This is a genomic window from Aeromonas sp. s13 (assembly GCF_040907905.1).
Taxonomy (GTDB): Bacteria; Pseudomonadota; Gammaproteobacteria; order Enterobacterales; family Aeromonadaceae; genus Aeromonas; species Aeromonas veronii.
Window position 1 is genome coordinate 1 of the sequence record NZ_JBFOCS010000060.1, and the last position, 18,680, is coordinate 18,680.

At 62.1% G+C, this 18,680-nt stretch carries 12 protein-coding genes and 1 rRNA gene; 11 read left to right on the forward strand and 2 right to left on the reverse strand.

Translation table 11 applies throughout. The annotated features are described in order from the left end of the window. The 8 genes from rrf to AB5Y82_RS10655 form a co-directional block, all read left to right on the forward strand. Positions 1 to 104 (forward strand): 5S ribosomal RNA (gene rrf, locus AB5Y82_RS10620); the annotation flags it as partial. Positions 105 to 287: 183 nt separating this feature from the next. Beyond that, on the forward strand, positions 288 to 794 hold the full coding sequence (locus AB5Y82_RS10625; protein ID WP_111901283.1) for an NUDIX domain-containing protein: 507 nt from the start codon (positions 288 to 290) through the stop codon (positions 792 to 794). 132 nt (positions 795 to 926) lie between these two features. Continuing rightward, the gene (locus AB5Y82_RS10630) at positions 927 to 3,089 is read left to right on the forward strand and encodes an AsmA family protein (RefSeq protein ID WP_111901284.1); all 2,163 of its coding nucleotides are present in this window, start codon (positions 927 to 929) and stop codon (positions 3,087 to 3,089) included. A gap of 145 nt (positions 3,090 to 3,234) precedes the next feature. Further along, positions 3,235 to 4,617 (forward strand): DUF3404 domain-containing protein, encoded by a 1,383-nt coding sequence (locus tag AB5Y82_RS10635; protein ID WP_111901285.1) that lies wholly within the window; start codon positions 3,235 to 3,237, stop codon positions 4,615 to 4,617. After that, positions 4,614 to 5,261 carry a response regulator transcription factor gene (locus AB5Y82_RS10640; RefSeq protein ID WP_111901286.1) on the forward strand — a complete coding sequence of 216 codons (648 nt, stop codon included), beginning with the start codon at positions 4,614 to 4,616 and terminating at the stop codon, positions 5,259 to 5,261. Before AB5Y82_RS10635 ends, AB5Y82_RS10640 begins: the two co-directional genes overlap by 4 nt. After that, entirely contained in the window at positions 5,258 to 6,073 is an 816-nt protein-coding gene (locus AB5Y82_RS10645; protein WP_368173942.1) for a DUF2861 family protein, read from the forward strand. Before AB5Y82_RS10640 ends, AB5Y82_RS10645 begins: the two co-directional genes overlap by 4 nt. A 238-nt stretch (positions 6,074 to 6,311) precedes the next feature. After that, on the forward strand, positions 6,312 to 8,510 hold the full coding sequence (locus AB5Y82_RS10650) for a glycoside hydrolase (RefSeq protein WP_368173943.1): 2,199 nt from the start codon (positions 6,312 to 6,314) through the stop codon (positions 8,508 to 8,510). 95 nt (positions 8,511 to 8,605) lie between these two features. Further along, a complete protein-coding gene (locus AB5Y82_RS10655) occupies positions 8,606 to 9,136 on the forward strand; it encodes a GNAT family N-acetyltransferase (RefSeq protein ID WP_368173944.1) in 531 nt (176 codons plus the stop codon). A gap of 91 nt (positions 9,137 to 9,227) precedes the next feature. Here AB5Y82_RS10655 and glnE read toward each other — a convergent pair whose 3' ends face one another. After that, a complete protein-coding gene (glnE, locus tag AB5Y82_RS10660; RefSeq protein ID WP_111901290.1) occupies positions 9,228 to 12,101 on the reverse strand; it encodes a bifunctional [glutamate--ammonia ligase]-adenylyl-L-tyrosine phosphorylase/[glutamate--ammonia-ligase] adenylyltransferase in 2,874 nt (957 codons plus the stop codon). Between the two features lie 205 nt (positions 12,102 to 12,306). Then, positions 12,307 to 13,557: a methyl-accepting chemotaxis protein gene (locus AB5Y82_RS10665; RefSeq protein ID WP_005362726.1), complete on the reverse strand. Its 1,251-nt coding sequence runs from the start codon at positions 13,555 to 13,557 to the stop codon at positions 12,307 to 12,309. Positions 13,558 to 13,658: 101 nt separating this feature from the next. On the opposite strand from AB5Y82_RS10665, the gene AB5Y82_RS10670 reads away from it, so the two are divergent. The 3 genes from AB5Y82_RS10670 (at position 13,659) to putA (ending at position 18,642) form a co-directional block, all read left to right on the forward strand. Then, positions 13,659 to 14,411 (forward strand): potassium channel family protein, encoded by a 753-nt coding sequence (locus tag AB5Y82_RS10670; protein ID WP_005354446.1) that lies wholly within the window; start codon positions 13,659 to 13,661, stop codon positions 14,409 to 14,411. 146 nt (positions 14,412 to 14,557) lie between these two features. Then, on the forward strand, positions 14,558 to 15,163 hold the full coding sequence (locus AB5Y82_RS10675) for a TIGR04211 family SH3 domain-containing protein (RefSeq protein WP_005335443.1): 606 nt from the start codon (positions 14,558 to 14,560) through the stop codon (positions 15,161 to 15,163). Between the two features lie 314 nt (positions 15,164 to 15,477). Further along, positions 15,478 to 18,642, forward strand: a complete 3,165-nt coding sequence (putA, locus tag AB5Y82_RS10680) for a bifunctional proline dehydrogenase/L-glutamate gamma-semialdehyde dehydrogenase PutA (protein ID WP_111901291.1) — start codon at positions 15,478 to 15,480, stop codon at positions 18,640 to 18,642. Positions 18,643 to 18,680: the final 38 nt, after the last annotated feature.

Here is an 18,680-nt window from a genome sequence, read left to right on the forward strand (position 1 = left end):
TAGCGCCGTGGAACCACCTGATCCCATGCCGAACTCAGAAGTGAAACGCGGTAGCGCCGATGGTAGTGTGGCATTCGCCATGCGAGAGTAGGACATTGCCAGGCACCCAATACAAGAAACCCCGCTCATCGAGCGGGGTTTTTTATTGCCTGAAAATCAGCAGGCTGCCTTATAATTGACCTGTTTTCCCCCTATTTCCCCTGAACTCTTTATCTTCCCTTCTGTTTTACTCATAAAAATCGGCGTTAGCGGCGTAAAATGACGATTTATTTTGTCGGAGATAGCCCATGTTTTGTCCAAAATGCGGCGGTCAAACCCTGCAGAGCGTCAGCCCCAAAGAGTTTCTCTGTGGCTGCGGTTTTCATTTTTTCCAGAATGTGGCGACGGCGGTGATGGTGGCGCTTTGCTGGCAGGATGAGGTGCTGGTTGCGGTGAGGGCCGGCAATCCGGGCAAAGGGTTGCTGGATCTGCCTGGAGGATTTGTCGATCCCGGCGAGTCGCTGGAGGTGGCGCTGGTGCGTGAGTTGCAGGAGGAGCTGGGGCTAGATGTTAGCGCCCAACCTTTTACCTATCTCGGTTCATTCCCCAATATCTACCCCTACGATGGCATCACCTATCACACCTGTGACACCTTCTTTGCCATCGTGCTGAGCGAAAAACCGGTCATCCAGCCGGCTGATGATGTGGCCGCCTGTCAGTGGTTGAAGATCTGCGATATCCCCTTGTCCCGCTTTGCTTTCGAGTCGACGCGTACCGCGATGGCGCGGTTGCAGCAATCCCCTTTGCAAGCCTGATCCCTGCTGATGACGATGGGGATTGGCAGCGACCATCCCTGTCTCATCCTTGTCCGCTTTTGTCCCGCAGACGCCATTCGTCAGACGGTGAGTGGTATAGTCAGCAGTGGATCCGGATTCAAGGAGCATATCGTGAAGAAGATAGTTCTCATCTTGCTCGGCATCGCCGTGGCGGCCTTGCTGGCCATAGTGACGCTGATAAGCCTTATCGACCCCAATCAATTCAAGCCCCAACTGGCTGAACAGGTGCGCAAGAGCACGGGCCGGGAACTGGTGATGGCGGGGGAGATTGACTGGCGTTTCTGGCCGAGTCTCGGCCTCTCGCTGGAGAAGGTCGCTCTGCGCAATCCGGCCGGTTTTGCCGAGCCGGATCTGGTTCGTTTCGAACAGGGCGAGGCCTCGGTGGCCTTGTTGCCGCTGCTCTCACATCGTCTGGAGATTGGCAAGGTGACGCTGAGTGGCGCCCATCTCTTTATCCAGACCAAGGCGGATGGCAGCTCCAATCTGAGCGGACTGATCAAAGATGCCACTGCTGATGCAAGCGAACCGGTCGTCCCCGCAACCCCTGCGCCAACCGCTGATAGCAAGCCCTGGCAGATCAGCTTGCAGGGTGTCGCGCTCTCCCAGGCCAGTGCGCTGGTACAGGATGATCGCCGCGGCACGTCGCTGCGACTGGGTCAACTCGATCTCGATATGGGGCAGCTGGCCACCGGTCAGTGGGTACCCGTGACGCTGGCCGCTAAGGGGAGTGCCGACAAGCTCGCTTTCGATGTGAAAGGGCAGACCCAGATCAAGCTGGCGCAGGAGGTGATGGCCAGTGAACTGAAAGATCTGAGCCTCAGTGGCAGCCTGAGTGATCCGTACCTGCGACTCGACAGTTTCTCCATCAAGGGAGACCGACTGGCCTTGGGTGAGTGGAGCAACCTCACGTTGGCGCTGAAAGGAGCCAAGGTAGAGGGGCAGCAAGCTTCACTGGCTGGCTCGCTGGAAGGAACGCTCAAGGGACGGCTCGATAAAGAGATGAAGCTGGCCGAACTCTCCGATGTGCTGCTGACAGCCGCGCTGGAAGGTGGTGCGCTGCCGCGCCCGCAGATGAAGCTGAAACTGGCCGGCTTTGCCCGTGCCGAGCTCGACAAGCAGTTGATTACCCTGAACAAGCTGGTGATGAGTGCCGATGAGGCACTGTTGAGTGGTGATGGAACCGTGCAGCTTGGCGCTGTTCCCGCAATCAGCTTCGATCTCAAGGGGGAGAAGCTGGATCTCGACAAATGGCTCGCCAAATCGGCACCTAACACACCAGCGCAGGCGAAAGAGGACAAACCGGCGACCGGTGTTGCCAACACTGCTGCAAATGGCAATAAAGCGGCAACTGGCAAGGGCGAAGCTCTCTCCACGGTTGAACCGGATCTGGGCGCGCTCAAAGGGGTGGATCTGGATGGTCGGCTGCAACTCGGCAGCCTGCGTCTGAAAGGGCTGGATCTCGGTGCTATCGATCTTCAGGTGGCTCTGGCCAAAGGGCTGCTGACGCTCAAACAGTTCAGCGCGACCGTAGCAGGTGGTCAGGTAAACGCGAACGGGGTACTCGACGCGCGCCAGCAACCCGCTACCTACAAGGTGCACAAGCAGGTGGCCGGGGTGAACATTCGTCCCTTGTTGCAGACTCTGGCTCAGAGTGATCTGCTGGAGGGCAAGGGCGATCTCGATGTGCAGGTACAGGGCCGTGGTCTCTCCGCGCTGGCACTGCGCAACGGGATGCAGGGCAAGGTGACATTGAAGCTGAGTGACGGCGCCCTGCACGGTATCAACCTGCCTGAGATGATCCGCGAGGCGCGGGCTACCCTCACCGGCAAGGGGGCCGAGCAGGTGAAGGAGGCGCGCAAGACCGACTTCAGCGCCCTGACCGCCAGCTTCCAGATTGCCGATGGCATCGCCCGCAGCAACGACATCCAGCTCTTTGCTCCCGCTTTGCGCGTCAAGGGCGAGGGGCAGACGGCGCTGGTGCCGGAGAGCCTCGACTTCCTGTTCCTCACCTCCATCGTTGAGAGCAGCAAGGGGCAGGGAGGCAAGGATGTGGACGAGCTGAAGGAGATCACCATTCCGGTGCGGATCGGCGGTCACTGGCAAGCTCCCAGCTATCAGCTCGACGTGAAGGCATTGCTCAGCAACAACAAGTTGCTGGAGGATAAGGCCCGCAAGGAGGCCGAACGCGGCCTCAAGAAGCTGCTGGGTGACAAGGCCGACAACGAGGCCGTCAAAGGGGTGGCCGACCAGCTGCTCAAGGGGCTGTTCAAATAGATGACGGTTCATATGGGCTGGCGGGAGCCGCGCCAATGCCGTTAGCGGTTGACCGGATGTCAGCGCCATTGAAAAATGGCGCTGACATTTTTTATGGCGCAGTGACCTGCTGCGCCTTGATCCGGAGTCCTCTCGAGTTGAACCCATGCGCCTGATCCTGCTGCTCTGCTCCCTGATCTGCTACGGCATGGCATCTCCCGTGCTGGCCGGGCCGCTGGCTGATAGCCTGGCGGATGAGCTGGCCAGGCAGGCTCCCGAACAGGCGCTGCCTCTTGACGAGGTGCAGCGGCTCGACCGGCGCCTGATTGTTCCCGACTCCCTCTATCCCGCCTGGCAGCGCTACCCGCTGCGCCAGTTGCAGGCTATCTATCGCTACCAGCAGGAGTGTGGGACAGAGAATGACTTGCCCGCCGAGTGGCTGCCGCTGCTGCGGGCGCTTTGCGGCCAAGGGGCTGCGCCCTCGACCCGCTGGTTTGCCGCTCACCCCGTCTATCCGCTGGGCGGTTCCAGCGCAGCCCGCTGGCTGGCAGGTCATCCGGCGGCCGGGCTCGACGCTCTGCTCCATGTGCGGGAGCGGCGCGATCGGTTGGGGCAGCTTGGCGAGCTTGATGATGACAACCTAGACGCCCTGCTGCGGGGTGAGCGCTGGTTGCTGCAATCGGGTCAGCTCTGGCTGCTCGCAGATCAGCAGTGGCGCCGTTATGGCGCCGGGCAGTGGCAGCCGCTGGCCGATCGGCTTGGCGTGACGCTGGATAGCCGGGTCAATGGCCCCTGTGAAGAGCGAGTCGGAGCGATTTGCTTCAACACTCGCCCCACGCTGCATTGGCAGTGGCTGGCGCTGGCCAGCACGCTTGGCTTTATCCTGTTGCTGGGGTGGGCCAGCTGGCAGCGCTGGCGCCTGCTGCGGGAGCGGCGCGTCGCATTGCAGATGCTGACCCACGAGCTGCGCACTCCCATCATGGCGCTCTCCGGCATCAGCGAGGAGCTGCGCCACGATTTCGACCGGCTGCCCCCTTCCGCCCAGCAGAGCGTGGGTCAGCTGCTGGGCAGTGTCGCCCGTCTGCATCAACTGGCGCAGGCCAGTCGCCACTATCTGGCGGCAGAGGCTCTAGAGGATGAACGGGTGGCGGTCAGTCTCACCGAGTGGCTCACCCTGGCTTGCGAGCGGCATGGTGCCGCCTTCTGCCTTGAGCGGGAGATGACTCTGGCGCTCCCCTTCTACTGGCTCGATCTCGCCCTCGACAATTTGCTGCGCAACGCCAGCCAGCATGGCTGTGCACCGGTTCGGATCTGTGCCAGCTGGCAGGCGGGGCGTTTGATCCTCGCGGTCAGCGATGGCGGCGAGCTGCCGGGTTACCGGCTCGCTACCCTGCTGCGCCGCGGTGCCCGTGCCGATGGTCTGGGGCTGGGGCTTGCCATCGTGCGCCATCTGCTGCGCCGTTTGGGCGGGCGCCTCGCCCTATCCGGCCCGCCCACTACTTTTACCCTGACGCTGCCCTGCCAACTCTGGAGCGACCCCGAATCATGAAGACCATCCTGCTTGTCGAAGACGAGGCATTGCTGGCGGAGAATCTGCAACGCTATCTGACCCGCGAGGGGTATCGCTGCCTCTGGTGCGACACTCTGGCTGCGGCGGAGCAGCAGTGGCTGGCGGCGGATCTGGTGCTGCTCGATCGCACCATGCCGGAGGGGGATGCCCTCGACTGGCTACCCCAGTGGCTGTCGCGCAAGGCGCTGCCGGTGATCGTGCTCACCGCAAGGGTGGAGGTGAGCGATCGGGTGGCCGGGCTCGATGCGGGGGCGCGCGACTACCTGACCAAGCCCTTCTCCCACGACGAGCTGCTGGCGCGGATCCGGGCTCAGCTGCGCCAGCTGGGGGATGGCACTCAGGCGGTGGGCGGCTTGCAGCTCCACCCCGCCCGGATGCAGGCGAGCTGGCAGGATGCGGAGGTGAGCTTTACCCCCACCGAGTTTGCCCTGCTCACCCTGCTGGTGCGGATGGCGGGGCGGGTGCTGAGCCGGGAGGAGATCCTCAACCGGGTATGGGGCTATCAGGCGTTTCCCTCCACCCGCACCGTTGATACCCATATTCTGCAGCTGCGCCAGAAGCTACCCGGACTGGCCATCGAGACGGTGCGCGGCATCGGCTACCGGCTGGAGGTGACAGCGTGAAGCGTGCAACGCTGGCTGGGCTGCTGTTGGCTCTAAGCGTCGGCTTGCTAAACGCAAGCTGCGTGATGGCAACCGAACGCGCCGACCCGCTGCAACCGGCTACGTTGGCGCTGTTGCAGGGAGATAACCGGCACGCCTGGCAATCTTTGCAGCAGGCATGGCCCGCCCTCACAAATGATGCCGAGCGCCGTCGCTGGCAGGGGATGCTGGCCGCGCTGAGTGCCCAGCACTGCGGCAAGGATTTCCCTCTCACTCTGCCTGATGGGGTGAGCGAGCTGCGCCTTGAGCTGATCCAGCGCGATGCGCCGCTGTTGCGAGACTATCGGGTGCAGTTGACCGGAGAGGGGCCCATCACCGCCGCTGAACTTGTCGATCCCGCTGGCCACAACCGGTTGGCAGGTGCCCAGTGGGAGGCGGAAGGGAGTAAGGGGGTCAGGGTCGTGGGGGCCGATCTGCCGATGCCTTTACCAGCCGGACTCTATCAGCTACGGCTGACGGTGGCGGGCAAGGAGTGGCAGGTAGCGTTGCCGCTGCCTGCGGTGCAGGATCTGGACTGGCTCTCCCGCTCGCCGCAGGCGGTAGCCAATCCCCCCGCCAATCCCGCTTCTTGTACGCCGCTCTGGCTTGAGCAGACTGTGCTGGCCCGCCCGCAATATTCCCTGCTCTGGTGGAACCGTCTGCCTCTCGATGGCAAGGTGGGCTGGCCTGCCGCTACGCCCGACAGTTGGCGCACCCTTTCGCTGGTGCAGACCAGCCAGCGCGGTCAGCTGGTGTTGCAGCTAAGTCACAGTCAGGCGGGGCCGGTGGAGTGATGCCGGGGGATTGGGTCGCTGCTTCTGGCAAAGATTGTTTCGCTGGTGCAATGACTGTCACTTTTTGTTGATGTTATTTGCAACAATTGCCCGGTGGATGGTGGGGGCTATTAAACGGGACATGGCTGAGAGAAGCCTCCGCCGCCAATCTGTGCTTAATCCTGACATTGCCCTGACAATCCAGGCCCGCCGATCTGCTGAAATGGCGATTCCCGTGTGTTATCAGGAATCACCGACCATGACTTCTTTCCCCGTGCTGGCGAGCCGACTCCACCTGCTGCTGTTGATGCCGCTGCTCTCCCTGCCTGCCGAAGCGCTGACTCTGGCCAACGATCAGTGGCGCATCGAGCTGGATCCCGCCACCCTGGCGGCCGAGGCTGTGCTGCCATCGGGCCAGCACCTTGCCATCTCCTCTCCCGGCCCGCGCCAGCCTGTCACGGCCTTGCAGCAGGAGGGGGAGCGTGCCAGCTGGCTGACTCGTGCCGATGGCGAGGTGCGTGCCTTGGCTCGCCTTGATGGCAACCGTCTGATCCTCACCCTGAGCCGTGCGAGTGCAGGCGAGCTGGTGTGGCCGCGGGTACCGGCAGGGGCGCAGGCGCTGATACTGCCGATCCACGAGGGATTTCGCATTCCGGCTACGCACACTGCGTGGCGCAAGGCGCTGGCGCAGGAGTATCAGGGGATCAACACCACCGAAAATCTCACCCTGCCGCTGGTCGGGCTGGATCACGGCGATCAGCAGCTGGCGATCCTCTTTGCCAACCCCTTCAACAACCGGCTCACCTTTGCGCCCAAGCAAGATGGTATTGCCCTGACGGCGACCCACAGCGTCAACCGCCTCAATCTGGCCGCCCCCTATGAGGTGGCGGTCTCGCTGCAACCGGGCAACGACTGGTTGGCTGCGGCCAAGGCCTACCGTAGCTGGCTGCAGGAGCGGGGCGAGCTGGTCTCGCTCGAGAGCAAGCTGGCGGCAGTAAAGGATGGCAAGCGGCTGATCGGCGCCTCTCACCTCTACCTCTGGGGCGAGCGACTGCTGGTGCCACAGGATGTGAAGAGTTGGCCCGCGCTGCGCCGCCTGATCCCCGCCGACTGGCTCAAGGGGGAGAGTAAAACGGCGCTGAAAGCGCCCGATCTTGAGCGCAATCGCTACCTGCAAAATCTGGTGCTGGCCGGAGTTGAGCAGGCGCTCGTGCTGCGCCATCCGGGTCAGCAACCGGCCGATTTCGCTGCCAGGCGCACGCTGGCGGCCACGCAACTGGGGGCGGCGCTCAACGAGCCTCAGAGCTGGGGCGATGGCAGTTCGGCCAAGATGATCACTGCTCTCAAGCAGTCTGGACTACCCAAACTCTGGCTGGGTCTGCCCCAGTGGACCGCCGGTTTTGCTGCGCCAGAGGGGATAGCGCTTGCCAAAGCGGCGGGCTATCTCATCGCCCCTTACGACTCTTACGATACCGCGCTGCCGGAGGGGAATAGCCAACAGAGCTGGCTCACCGCCCAGATGGGGCAGGATATCTACCTGCGCTGCGGCATCATGCAGGAGAACGGACGGCGCAAGAGCGGCTTTCAAAATAGCGGCGTCTACACCAATCAGGCCTGCGTGCGCCCGGTGATGGAACAGCGCGTACCCTGGTTGCAGCAGGCGAGCCACTACAACAGCTGGTTCCTCGATGTGGCGGCGACCGGCATGGTGTTTGACGACTTCGACCCGGCCAAGCCAACCAGTCAGGCGCAGGATGCGGACAACCGGATGGCCGGGATGGCGTGGATTGCCAGGAGTCAGGGGGTGCTGGTGGGCTCCGAGGAGGGCGGCGCGGTTGCCAACCGCACTGCGGCCTTTGCCCACGGCCCCCAGACCAGCGGCTTTGGCTGGCAGGATCCCGATATGCGCCGCAACAAGCGCTCTCCCTACTATCTGGGAGCCTGGTATCCCGACTATCAGCCCGCGTTCTTTTTTCGCCAGAGCCACCTAAAACCTGAGTATCAGGGGCTCTACTTCGATCCGGCGCTGCGGTTGCCGCTGTTCCAGAGCGTCTTTCACGACAGCATAGTGACCACCCATCACTGGACGATGGATAGCCTCAAATTCAGGGAGAGCCGTCAGGTAACCGAGCTGTTGCAGCAGCTCTACAACGTGCCGCCGCTGCTCAACCTCAGTCTGGATAGTGCCAGCGTGCGCATTCCCTATCTCAAGGGGCTCGATGCCTTCTTCCGCCCGCTGCATGAGCGGCTCTACAACCAGTCCCTCACCGGTTTTCGCTGGCTCGATAAAAGAGGCGTGGTGCAGCAGAGCGAGTTTGCCGATGGCACTCGACTGATTGCCAACTTCGGCCCGGCCTCCGAGCTGGCAGGGATCAAACTGGCCGCTCAAAGCGTGCTGGCGCTGCTGCCCGATGGCAGCCAGCAGCAGTTTGTCTCGCAACCGGATGGCGCCCGCTAATCTGGCGTTATGGCTTTTATTTCATCAGAGGATGATGTGGCAGAACTTTTCATGTATAGATGAACGTTCTGCAAAATAAACGAGAGGCAGTTCTGATGATTGAGAGTGAAGTGATTAGAGAGGTAAACCATCCGGCGTGGCCGCTGGTCTGGCAGATCTATGGCGAGAGTTTTCCCCGCTACGAGCAGCGCCAGTCACATCATCAGCCACAGAAGATGCGGGATCCTCGCTATCACTGCCAAATCTTTTATCAGGACGGCCTGCTGCTCGGTTTCATCTTCTGGTGGGCGTGCGGTGAGCAGATCTATATCGAGCATCTGGCCATCAATCCGGCGCTGCGCGGCCGCAACTACGGCAGCTGCCTGCTGGCCGAATTTTGCGAACGGGCAGGCAAAACCGTCATTCTCGAGATCGATCCGCCAGAAGATGAGATTGCCATTCGCCGTCTGCGCTTCTATCAGGGGCTGGGTTTTTATCTCAACGACTATGCCCATGTCCACCCGCCCTATCATCCTGATTATCAAGGACATGCGCTGAGGCTGTTGAGCTATCCGGGGCTCCTTGAGGAAGAGGCCTATCAGCGTTTCAACCAGATGCTGGTGGAGACGGTGATGGATCACGGCTGAGGAGCAGCCGTAAGAATGCTGTTTTACCGATAAGAGCTGGGCCCGCCTGACGCAATTCAGGCGGGCCCTTTTTCATTGCCGCTGGCGGGAATTACTCCCCCAGCAGCTTGTGCCAGACGGCGAGCACATGGCTGCGTTCGTTTTGCAGCTGATCGTCGCTCACCTTGCGGGAGATCTCCGAGAGGTTGAGGCGATGGCCGAGGTTGCGGATCTCCAGATAGGCCTGCTTCAGCCCCTCCGCCTGCTCCAGCGTCAGCACCCCTGCCATGACGCACTCGTCGAAGATGCGCACGTTATCGGACCAGCGAGTGAGGGCATCGGGTTCGCCGCAGGCGTGGGCCAGCACCAGATACTGGGCGATAAACTCGATATCCACCATGCCGCCGGGGGACTGTTTGAGATCGAACTCGCCGGCACCCGCCTTGAGCAGGTGATCCCGCATCTTGTGGCGCATCTCGCGCACCTCGCGGGCCAGGGTCGGCAGCTCCCGCTCCTTGGCCAGCACATCGCGGCGGATACGGGCAAATTCGGCAACGATGGCGTCATCGCCATAGATGGGGCGAGCCCGCACCAGCGCCTGATGTTCCCAGGTCCATGCCTCGTTTTGCTGGTATTGCTCGTAGGCCGACAGCGACGAGACCAGCAGGCCGGAGTCGCCGGAGGGACGCAGCCGCATGTCTATTTCGTAGAGGATGCCGGACGGGGTACGGGTGCTGAACAGGTGCAGGATCCGCTGGGCCAAGCGCAGGTAGAACTGGCGGCTGTCGATGGGCTTGCGGCCATCTGTGTAGCTGTTGGGGTCGCCGCCGTGCAGAAACACCAGATCGAGATCCGAGCCGTAGCCGAGCTCGATGCCGCCCAGCTTGCCATAGGCCACCACTGCAAAGCCGCGCTGGCCGCTGGTTGCCACCTCTGGCGGCACCCCGTAGCGCTCGCTCATCTGGGCCCAGGCTTGATTGACCACCTCCTCGGTGATCGCCTCCGCCAGCCAGGTTAGGTGGTCGCTCACCTTCATCAGCGGCAGGGCGCCGGCGATGTCGGCCGCGACGATGCGCAGCAGCTGCACCTGCTTGAACTGGCGCAGCGCCTCCATCTGTTGCTCCACGTCCTCCTCCGGGATGCGCAGCAGAAACTGGCGCAGCTGGGGCTTGTACTGATCGAGCGGGGTGGGGTGGTAGAGGTGCTGGGGATCGAGCAGCTCATCGAGCAGAATGGGATAGCGGGCCAGTTGCTCGCTCACCAGATGGCTGGCGTCGCACAGCCGCACCAGCTGGCGCAGGGCCCCCGGGTTTTCCGCCAGCAGCTGCAGATAGGCGCTGCGGGTGAAGATGCTGGTCAGCAGCTCGCACACTCGCTCGAACAGGCGGGCAGGTTGCTCGCTGGCCACCACCAGCCGCAGCAGCTCCGGCATCAGCCAGTCCAGCGCGATGCGCCCCTGCGGCCCCACCTGACGGCGCTTGTACTCCTCCTTGAAACGCAGCAAGGCGGCGCAGAGCGGGGCGGGCTCGATTACCCCCTGCGCGGTCAGCAGTTTTTCCAGTTCGGCGGCGTCGAGCTCGGTGCGCCACAGATCGAGCCAGAGCTGCTCCAGATGGGCGGGAGCCTCTTTCTCTTCTCCCACCACGGCGGCGAACTCCTGATGGACGGCGGCCATCTCCTCATCCAGATGAGCCATAAAGGCGCCCCAGTCGGCAAAGCCGAGGGCGGCGATCAGCCGCTGGCGATCCCGCTCTTCGGTGGGCAGGGTCTGGGTCTGCTGATCGCCGATCTCCTGCAAGATGTTTTCGACCCGGCGCAGGAAGCGATAGGCCGCCAGCAAGCGGTCGCAATGGGTGGATTCGAGGGCGCCACATTGGGCGATGGCGGCCAGCGCCTCCGGCAGATGGCGCACCCGCAGCGCCGGTTCGCGCCCGCCACGAATAAGCTGCAGCGCCTGGGCGATAAACTCCACCTCGCGAATACCGCCAGCCCCCAGCTTGATGTTGCCCTCCAGCCCCTTGCGGCGCACCTCGGCGGCGATCATCGCCTTCATCTGGCGCAGGCCGTCGATAACGCCGAAGTCGATATAGCGGCGAAATACGAAGGGGCGCAGCATCTCGGCCAGCGCCACTGAGTGTTCGCACTGGGGGCCCAGTACCCGTGCCTTGACCATGGCGTAGCGTTCCCAGTTGCGACCGTGATGCTGGTAGTAATCCTCCATGGCGGCAAAGGAGATGGCGAGCGGCCCCGCATCGCCAAAGGGACGTAAGCGCATATCAACCCGGAACACCTGGCCATCCTGGGTGGGCTGATGGAGGGCGTTGATGATGCGCTGACCCAGCTTGATAAAGAACTGCTGGTTGGCGAGCTCGCGCCGCCCGCCGACCGTGTAGCCGTTCTCGGGGAAGGTGAAGATAAGGTCGATATCCGAGGAGAAGTTGAGCTCGCCGCCACCGAGCTTGCCCATGCCGAGAATGAGCAGCGGCTGCGGGTTGCCGTTGCCGTCCATCGGAGTGCCCAGCTCGCCGCACTGTTTGGCGTAGAGCCAGTCGCGGGCGGAGCAGATGAGGGCATCCGCCAGCTTGGTGAGATGGATAAAGCTCTCTTCTACTTCGGCGTGGCCCAGCAGCTCGCGCCAGGCGATCACCAGCATGCGGCTGCGGCGGAACTGGCGCAGGATGCGCTTGAGCGCCTCTTCATCGCTTACCTCGGCGAGCAGGGCGGTGAGGTCACTCTGGTAGGCGGGCCAGCGCTCGACCCGTTCGAGATCCCCAGAGGCGAGCAGCTCGGTCAGCAACTCCGGCTGCTTGAAGAGGGAGTCGGCGATAAAATCGGAGAGACCAAGCAGGGTCAGCAGGGTCTGGCGCACCGGCTCGGGCTGGTTGCCATAGCCTGGGGCCAGTTCAGTCAGCCGTTGCCACTGGCGCTGGGCCAGCTCCTGCAGCAGGGGGGAGAAGGCGGAGAAAGAGGGAGAGTGCTGGGCCACGGTTGCCGTCCTTGTGGTTCACGACAGCGGGTTAACGACACGAGGTTAACAACGCTGCCGGTTCAAAATGGTGGTTGCCAATCTAGCACTGTCAAGCCCCCGCGTCACAGCGCAGGGGCGAGAAGCATGATCCGGCAAGGAAAATGGGTTGCTGGTGGGGATATGAAGAAAGGCCCCGCAGGGCCTTTCTGTCTATTCGCTGTGGTCACGCCAGTTTGAAGGACTGGATCTGGCTGTCGAGCTCCTTGCTGTGCTGCTCGACCAGTTCGGAGGCCTCTTGCAGTTCGCGCAGCACAACGACGGAGCCTTCGGCGATCTGCTTGACCTGCTCCAGATTGCCGCGCATCTCTTCGGCGACCGAGCTCTGCTGCTCGGAGGCGGCGGCGATGTGGCGGTTCATATCGGCGACACCCTGCACCCGCTGCACTATGGTGGCGAGCTGGGTGCCCGCCTGGGTCACCTGTTCCACCCCCTTGTCGGCCTGCTGTACGCTTTGGGCCATCAGCTCGCCAGCCTGATGGGCATTGCCCTGCAGCTGTTCGATCATCTTCTGGATCTCGACGGTGGCGGCCTGAGCCCGGTTGGCCAGCTCGCGCACTTCGGAGGCCACCACGGCAAAGCCACGACCCGCTTCACCGGCGCGAGCCGCTTCGATTGCCGCGTTAAGTGCCAGCAGGTTGGTCTGTTCCGAGATGCCGCGAATGGTGTCGACCACAGAGCCAATGCGCTCGACCCCCTGCTCCACCTCGTTGACCACGGTGGCGGAGCGCTGGATGTTGCCGGAGAGGGTATCGATGGTGCTAACGGTGTCGGCGACGCAGCGGCTCCCCTCTTCCGCCAGCTGGCTGGTTTCGGCGGTGGCGTGAGAGGCCTGATCCGCATGGGCGGCCACTTCGCGAATGGCGCCGACCATCTGGCTCATGGCGCTGGCCAGCTGTTCGATCTGGGTGAACTCTTCGTTGATCGCTTCGTTGGCCTCTTCCATGCAAAGGGTCACCTGGGAGGCGATGTCGTTGAGCTCCTTGCAGGCGGCGCGCTGGTTGCCAAATACCTCTTTGAGGTTCTCCTGCGAGTGGGAGACCGCCTTGGCGATGTCACCGAATTCGTCACGAGACTTGAGCAGTACCTTGTGGCTGAGGTCCCGCTTGGCGAAGCGTTCCAGCAGGCCCACCAGATAGTGCACCTGCTTGACCATCAGGCGGGAGCCGGTGAGCAGCAGGATCACGAACAGCAGCCCCATGATGGCGGTCTCCATCAGACCGGTCCAGAGCAGGCGATTGGAGATCGCATCCGCCTTGGCGGGATCGAGCCCTTCGCTGAGCAGGGTCGCTTCCAGATTGTTGGCGTCAAACCAGAGTTTTGTCAGTAGCAGGAGGGTACTGAACACCATCAGCAGCACCACTTTGGGTACCAACCGGATGTTGCTCATTCTTTTCTCCAGCAGGTTCAGCTGCATTGTCATTCTCCTTTTAAAAGCCGTTTTTTCCTTTGCCCTCAGGACTATCGGCATTATCTTCTCTTTTATTAATTTGCACTGTGCTTAAAGTTGGAAAATGTATGCGACATCACTTAACTCATCTGCGGGCGATGGATCTGCTGATGGCATTTCTGTCGATTATCTCGGTTGTGCTGGTGACGGCCCGCTGGTGGGGCCATGAGAGCCTGACACCACAGACCCTGCAGCTCTTCTATGACCTCGATAGCCTGATTTGCTACTTCTTCCTTGCGCACTTTGCTTATGGCTGGATCCGGGCCTCTGATCGCAAGGCCTATTTCAAGGCCAACTGGATCTATCTGCCGGGTAGCCTGCCGATGGCGGAACAGCTGCGCTGGGCGCGGTTGATCCAGCTGTGGCGGGTCTATCAGCTGTTCAAGGAGCACCCGGATCTCTGGGCCATGTTCCGTCGCGAGCGCAATGAGACCACCCTCTCCGGCATCCTGTTTCTGTTCTTCCTGCTGCTGGGGGTGGGTTCCGGCGTCATGTACTGGATTGAGTCAGGCCAGCCCGGCAGCCAGATTGAGACACCCTATGACGCGTTCTGGTGGACGCTGGTGACCCTCTCGACAGTGGGTTACGGGGATCTGGTGCCCAAGACCGAGGAGGGGCGGTTTGTCGCCAGCCTGCTGATCCTGTTCGGGGTCGGTCTGTTCGGTGCCATCAGCGGTTTTATGGCCAGCCTGTTTTTGCAGCCCAACAAGGGGGATGGCGAGACCGACAAGTGGCGTCATCACTACAACAACCAGCAAGAGGAGCTGCTGCGGGAGATCCGCGCCCTGCGCAGCGAGGTGCAGGAGCTGAAAAACAAGTGAGGCCGCGGACGGGCAAGTTGCGAGGTGACTCGCAACTCTGCGCGTATTATCCCGGGGGAGGTGCTTTTTCTTTGCTTGTCCTTTAACCTGCTGGCGGCTTAACATTCAACCTCTTGTCCAAACCTGAAAAAGAGAACCGATCGACCATGCGCGCCCTTCTCGGGATTTTGATCTGCTTGTGTGCCCAACAGGCACTGGCCGATACCCGTTATGTTTCAGACAACATCTTTACCTATATCCACAATGGCCCGGGTACCCAGTACCGGATCCTTGGCAGCGTCAAGGCTGGTGAACCGCTGGAGGTAAAGGCGGTGAACAGTGAGGCCGGTTTCACCCAGGTGGTGGACGGTCGTGGCCGCGAGGGGTGGATCAAAAACAGCGAACTGCAGAGCCAGATCAGCCTGCGCGAGCGTCTTCCCCAGGTGGAAAAAGAGCGCGATGAGCTTAAAGATCGCCTGCAGAACCTTAACGGTGACAACGAGAAACGCTTCACCGAGAAGGATGGCCAGATCGCTGCCCAGAGCAAGGAGATCGCTGCTCTCAAGGCTCAGCTGGTCAGTCAGGGTGAAGAGATGAGCAATCTCAAAGAGCAGAATGATGCCCTGACCCAAAGCTACGACAACCAGGAGCATGACATGCAGATGGACTGGTTTATCCGTGGTGGCGCCATGGTGGGGGCGGGGATCCTGCTTGGCATCCTGCTGCCGATGCTGCCCCGTCGTCGCAGCCGTGGCGATCGCTGGATGAACTGACAGCATCTGGCTGAATGAATTGCTGAGAAGGGTCGCCGTGGCGGCCCTTCTTTTTTTGGGGCGTATTGGGCGGAATGCGTGGCTGCTTTGCGATAGAGCGGCGGCAGATCGTATACAAAATGAAGTCAGATGACCCTCACGCTTGCTGGCGTATTAGCTTCAAAAGGGAATTCATGGGGGAAATGAGCGATCTTTGTTAAATAGTGGCAACAAATTCATTTCATATAGGGTGCAACATTGTATACATTATCGGCGTTTCGGCGGCGCGTCCGCCTTTGTCGATATCAGCCCTAGGGCGTACAGGAAGACCCCATATGTTCAAAGCTACTCAAGTGCTTGCCGCTGACTATATCCCCTCTGATCTGGCCGCCCTGCGCGAAGCCATCACCCAGAACTATGTGGTGGATGAAAATGCCTATCTGGCCGAACTGTCGGCCATGTTGCCGGGGGATGGCGCCTCGCTGGAGCAGGTGACCCAGCGTGCCCGTACTCTGGTGACCAAGGTGCGCAAGGAGAGCGGCTCCGGTGACGGTATCGACGCCTTCCTGCAGGAGTACAGTCTGGATACCCAGGAGGGGATCATCCTGATGTGTCTGGCCGAGGCGCTGCTGCGCATTCCCGATGCCGAGACCGCCGATGCCCTGATCAAGGACAAGCTCTCCGGCGCCAACTGGTCATCCCATTTCCGCAAGAGCGACTCTACTCTGGTCAACGCCTCTACCTGGGGGCTGATGCTGACCGGCAAGATTATCAAGCTCGACAAAAAGCTCGACGGCAACCCGGCCAACCTGCTGGGGCGTATGGTCAACAAGTTGGGGGAGCCGGTGGTGCGATCCGCCATGTATGCCGCCATGAAGATCATGGGCAAGCAGTTCGTGCTGGGGCGCGACATGAAAGAGGCGCTCAAGGCGAGCCGCAAATCCCGCGAGCTGGGCTACACCCACACCTACGACATGCTGGGTGAATCTGCGCTGACCATGCAGGATGCCGACAAGTATCTGACCGATTACCGCAACGCCATCGAGGCGGTGGGCAACGAGCGGATCAGCGACGGCGGCCCTGCCCCCTCCATCTCCATCAAGCTCTCGGCACTCCATCCGCGCTATGACGTGGCCAACCGCGAACGGGTGCTTGGCGAGATGTGCGAGCGGCTGGTGGGACTGGTACGGCTGGCCCGCGACAAGGATGTGGCCATCAGCATCGATGCCGAGGAGATGGACCGCCTCGAGCTATCGCTGGACTTGTTCGAGCAGCTCTACCGCTCCGATGCCAACCGTGGCTGGGGCAAGCTCGGCATGGTGGTGCAGGCCTACTCCAAACGCGCGCTGCCGCTACTCTGCTGGCTCACCGCGCTGGCCCGCGAGCAGGGTGACCTCATTCCGGTTCGCTTGGTAAAAGGCGCCTATTGGGACAGCGAACTGAAATATGCCCAGCAGGCGGGCCTGCCCGGCTATCCGCTCTTTACCCGCAAGGCGGGCACTGATATCTCCTATCTCGCCTGCGCCCGCTACCTGCTAAGCGAGCCGACCCGCGGCTTTATCGCTCCCCAGTTCGCCACCCACAACGCCAATACCGTGGTCAGCATTCTGGAGATGGCCGGTGATCGCCAGTTTGAATTCCAGCGCCTGCACGGCATGGGGGAGGAGCTGCACAACGCCGTGCTGAACGACAATCCCGGTTTGCACTGCCGCATCTATGCGCCGGTCGGCGCCCACAAGGATCTGCTGCCCTATCTGGTGCGCCGCCTGCTGGAAAACGGGGCCAACACCTCCTTCGTTCACAAGCTGGTGGATCCCAATACCCCGGTGGACTCGCTGGCCGAGCACCCGCTGCGGACCCTCAAGCGCTACTCCGGCTTTGCCAACGACCGGATTCCGCAGCCGGTGAACCTCTTCACCGACCGCAAGAATTCCAGCGGCGTCAATATGAACATCCTCTCCATCCAGCGCCCCTTCTTCGCCCGCTTGAAAGAGCTGGAGAGCAAGCAGTGGCTGGCAGGCCCCATCGTTGATGGCGAGACCCTCAAGCGCAGCGAGGCACGCACCGTGCTGAGCCCGCAGGATGTGAGCCTGACTGTCGGCAAGATCCACTGGGCCGACGAGCAGGCGGTGGAGCAGGCCTTGGCATCTGCCCACGCAGCCTTCCCGCGCTGGCGCGAAACCCCGGTGAGCGAGCGGGCCGCGGCGCTGGAGAAGCTGGCGGATCTGCTGGAAGCGAACCGCGAGCAGTTTGTCTCCCTCTGTACCCGCGAGGCTGGCAAGCTGCTGCAAGATGGCATCGACGAGGTGCGTGAAGCGGTCGATTTCTGCCGCTACTACGCGGTGCAGGCGCGCAGCCTGATGGGGCAGGCGACCCTGCTGCCCGGTTACACCGGCGAGCAGAACGAGCTGTTCCTGCAGGGGCGCGGGGTGTTTGTCTGCATCAGCCCGTGGAACTTTCCGCTGGCGATTTTCCTCGGCCAAATCGCCGCTGCGCTGGCTACCGGCAACACCGTTATCGCCAAACCGGCGGAGCAGACCGGCCTTATCGCCCATCTGGCGGTGACTCTGGCCCATCAGGCTGGTATTCCGGGCGACGTGCTACAGCTGCTGCCCGGTGACGGCGCCACCGTGGGTGCCAAGCTGACAGCGGATCCGCGCATCGGCGGTGTCTGCTTCACCGGCTCCACCGAGACCGCCAAGCTCATCAACATGACCCTGGCCCAGCGCGATGGCGCCATCCTGCCGCTCATCGCCGAAACTGGCGGTCAGAACGCCATGATCGTCGACTCCACCGCCCTGCCGGAGCAGGTGGTGCGCGACGTGGTGAGCGCTGCATTCCAGAGCGCCGGTCAACGCTGCTCGGCCCTGCGGGTGCTCTATCTGCAGGAGGAGATTGCCGAGCGGGTGCTGGAGATCCTCACCGGCGCCATGCAGGAGCTGAAAGTGGGCAACCCGGCCGAGCACAACACCGACGTAGGCCCGGTGATCGATGCCGATGCCAAATCCGGTCTCGATGCCCACCTCGCCTACATGATCCCGCGAGCTCGCCTGATTGCCCAGGCGCCGATGCCAGCTGCGACCATGGAAGGGCACTTTGTCCAGCCGACCGCGCTGGAGATCGGCTCCATCCGCGAGTTGACCAAGGAGCAGTTCGGCCCCATCCTGCACGTGGTGCGCTATGCCACCCGGGATCTGGACAAGGTGATCGGCGACATCAACGGCACCGGCTATGGCCTGACGCTGGGGATCCACAGCCGCAACGAATCTCACGCCGAGGAGCTGGCGAGCCGTATCAACGTGGGCAACGTCTACATCAACCGTAACCAGATCGGTGCCATGGTCGGGGTGCAACCGTTCGGCGGCCAGGGGCTCTCCGGCACCGGCCCCAAGGCGGGTGGCCCCCACTACCTGAGCCGCTTCGTTACCGAGAAGACCCGCACCATCAACACCACTGCAGTGGGCGGCAACGCCTCCCTGCTGGCGATGGGCGATGCCTGATCCGCGTCGATAGAGGCCGGATACTGGATGCCGGATAA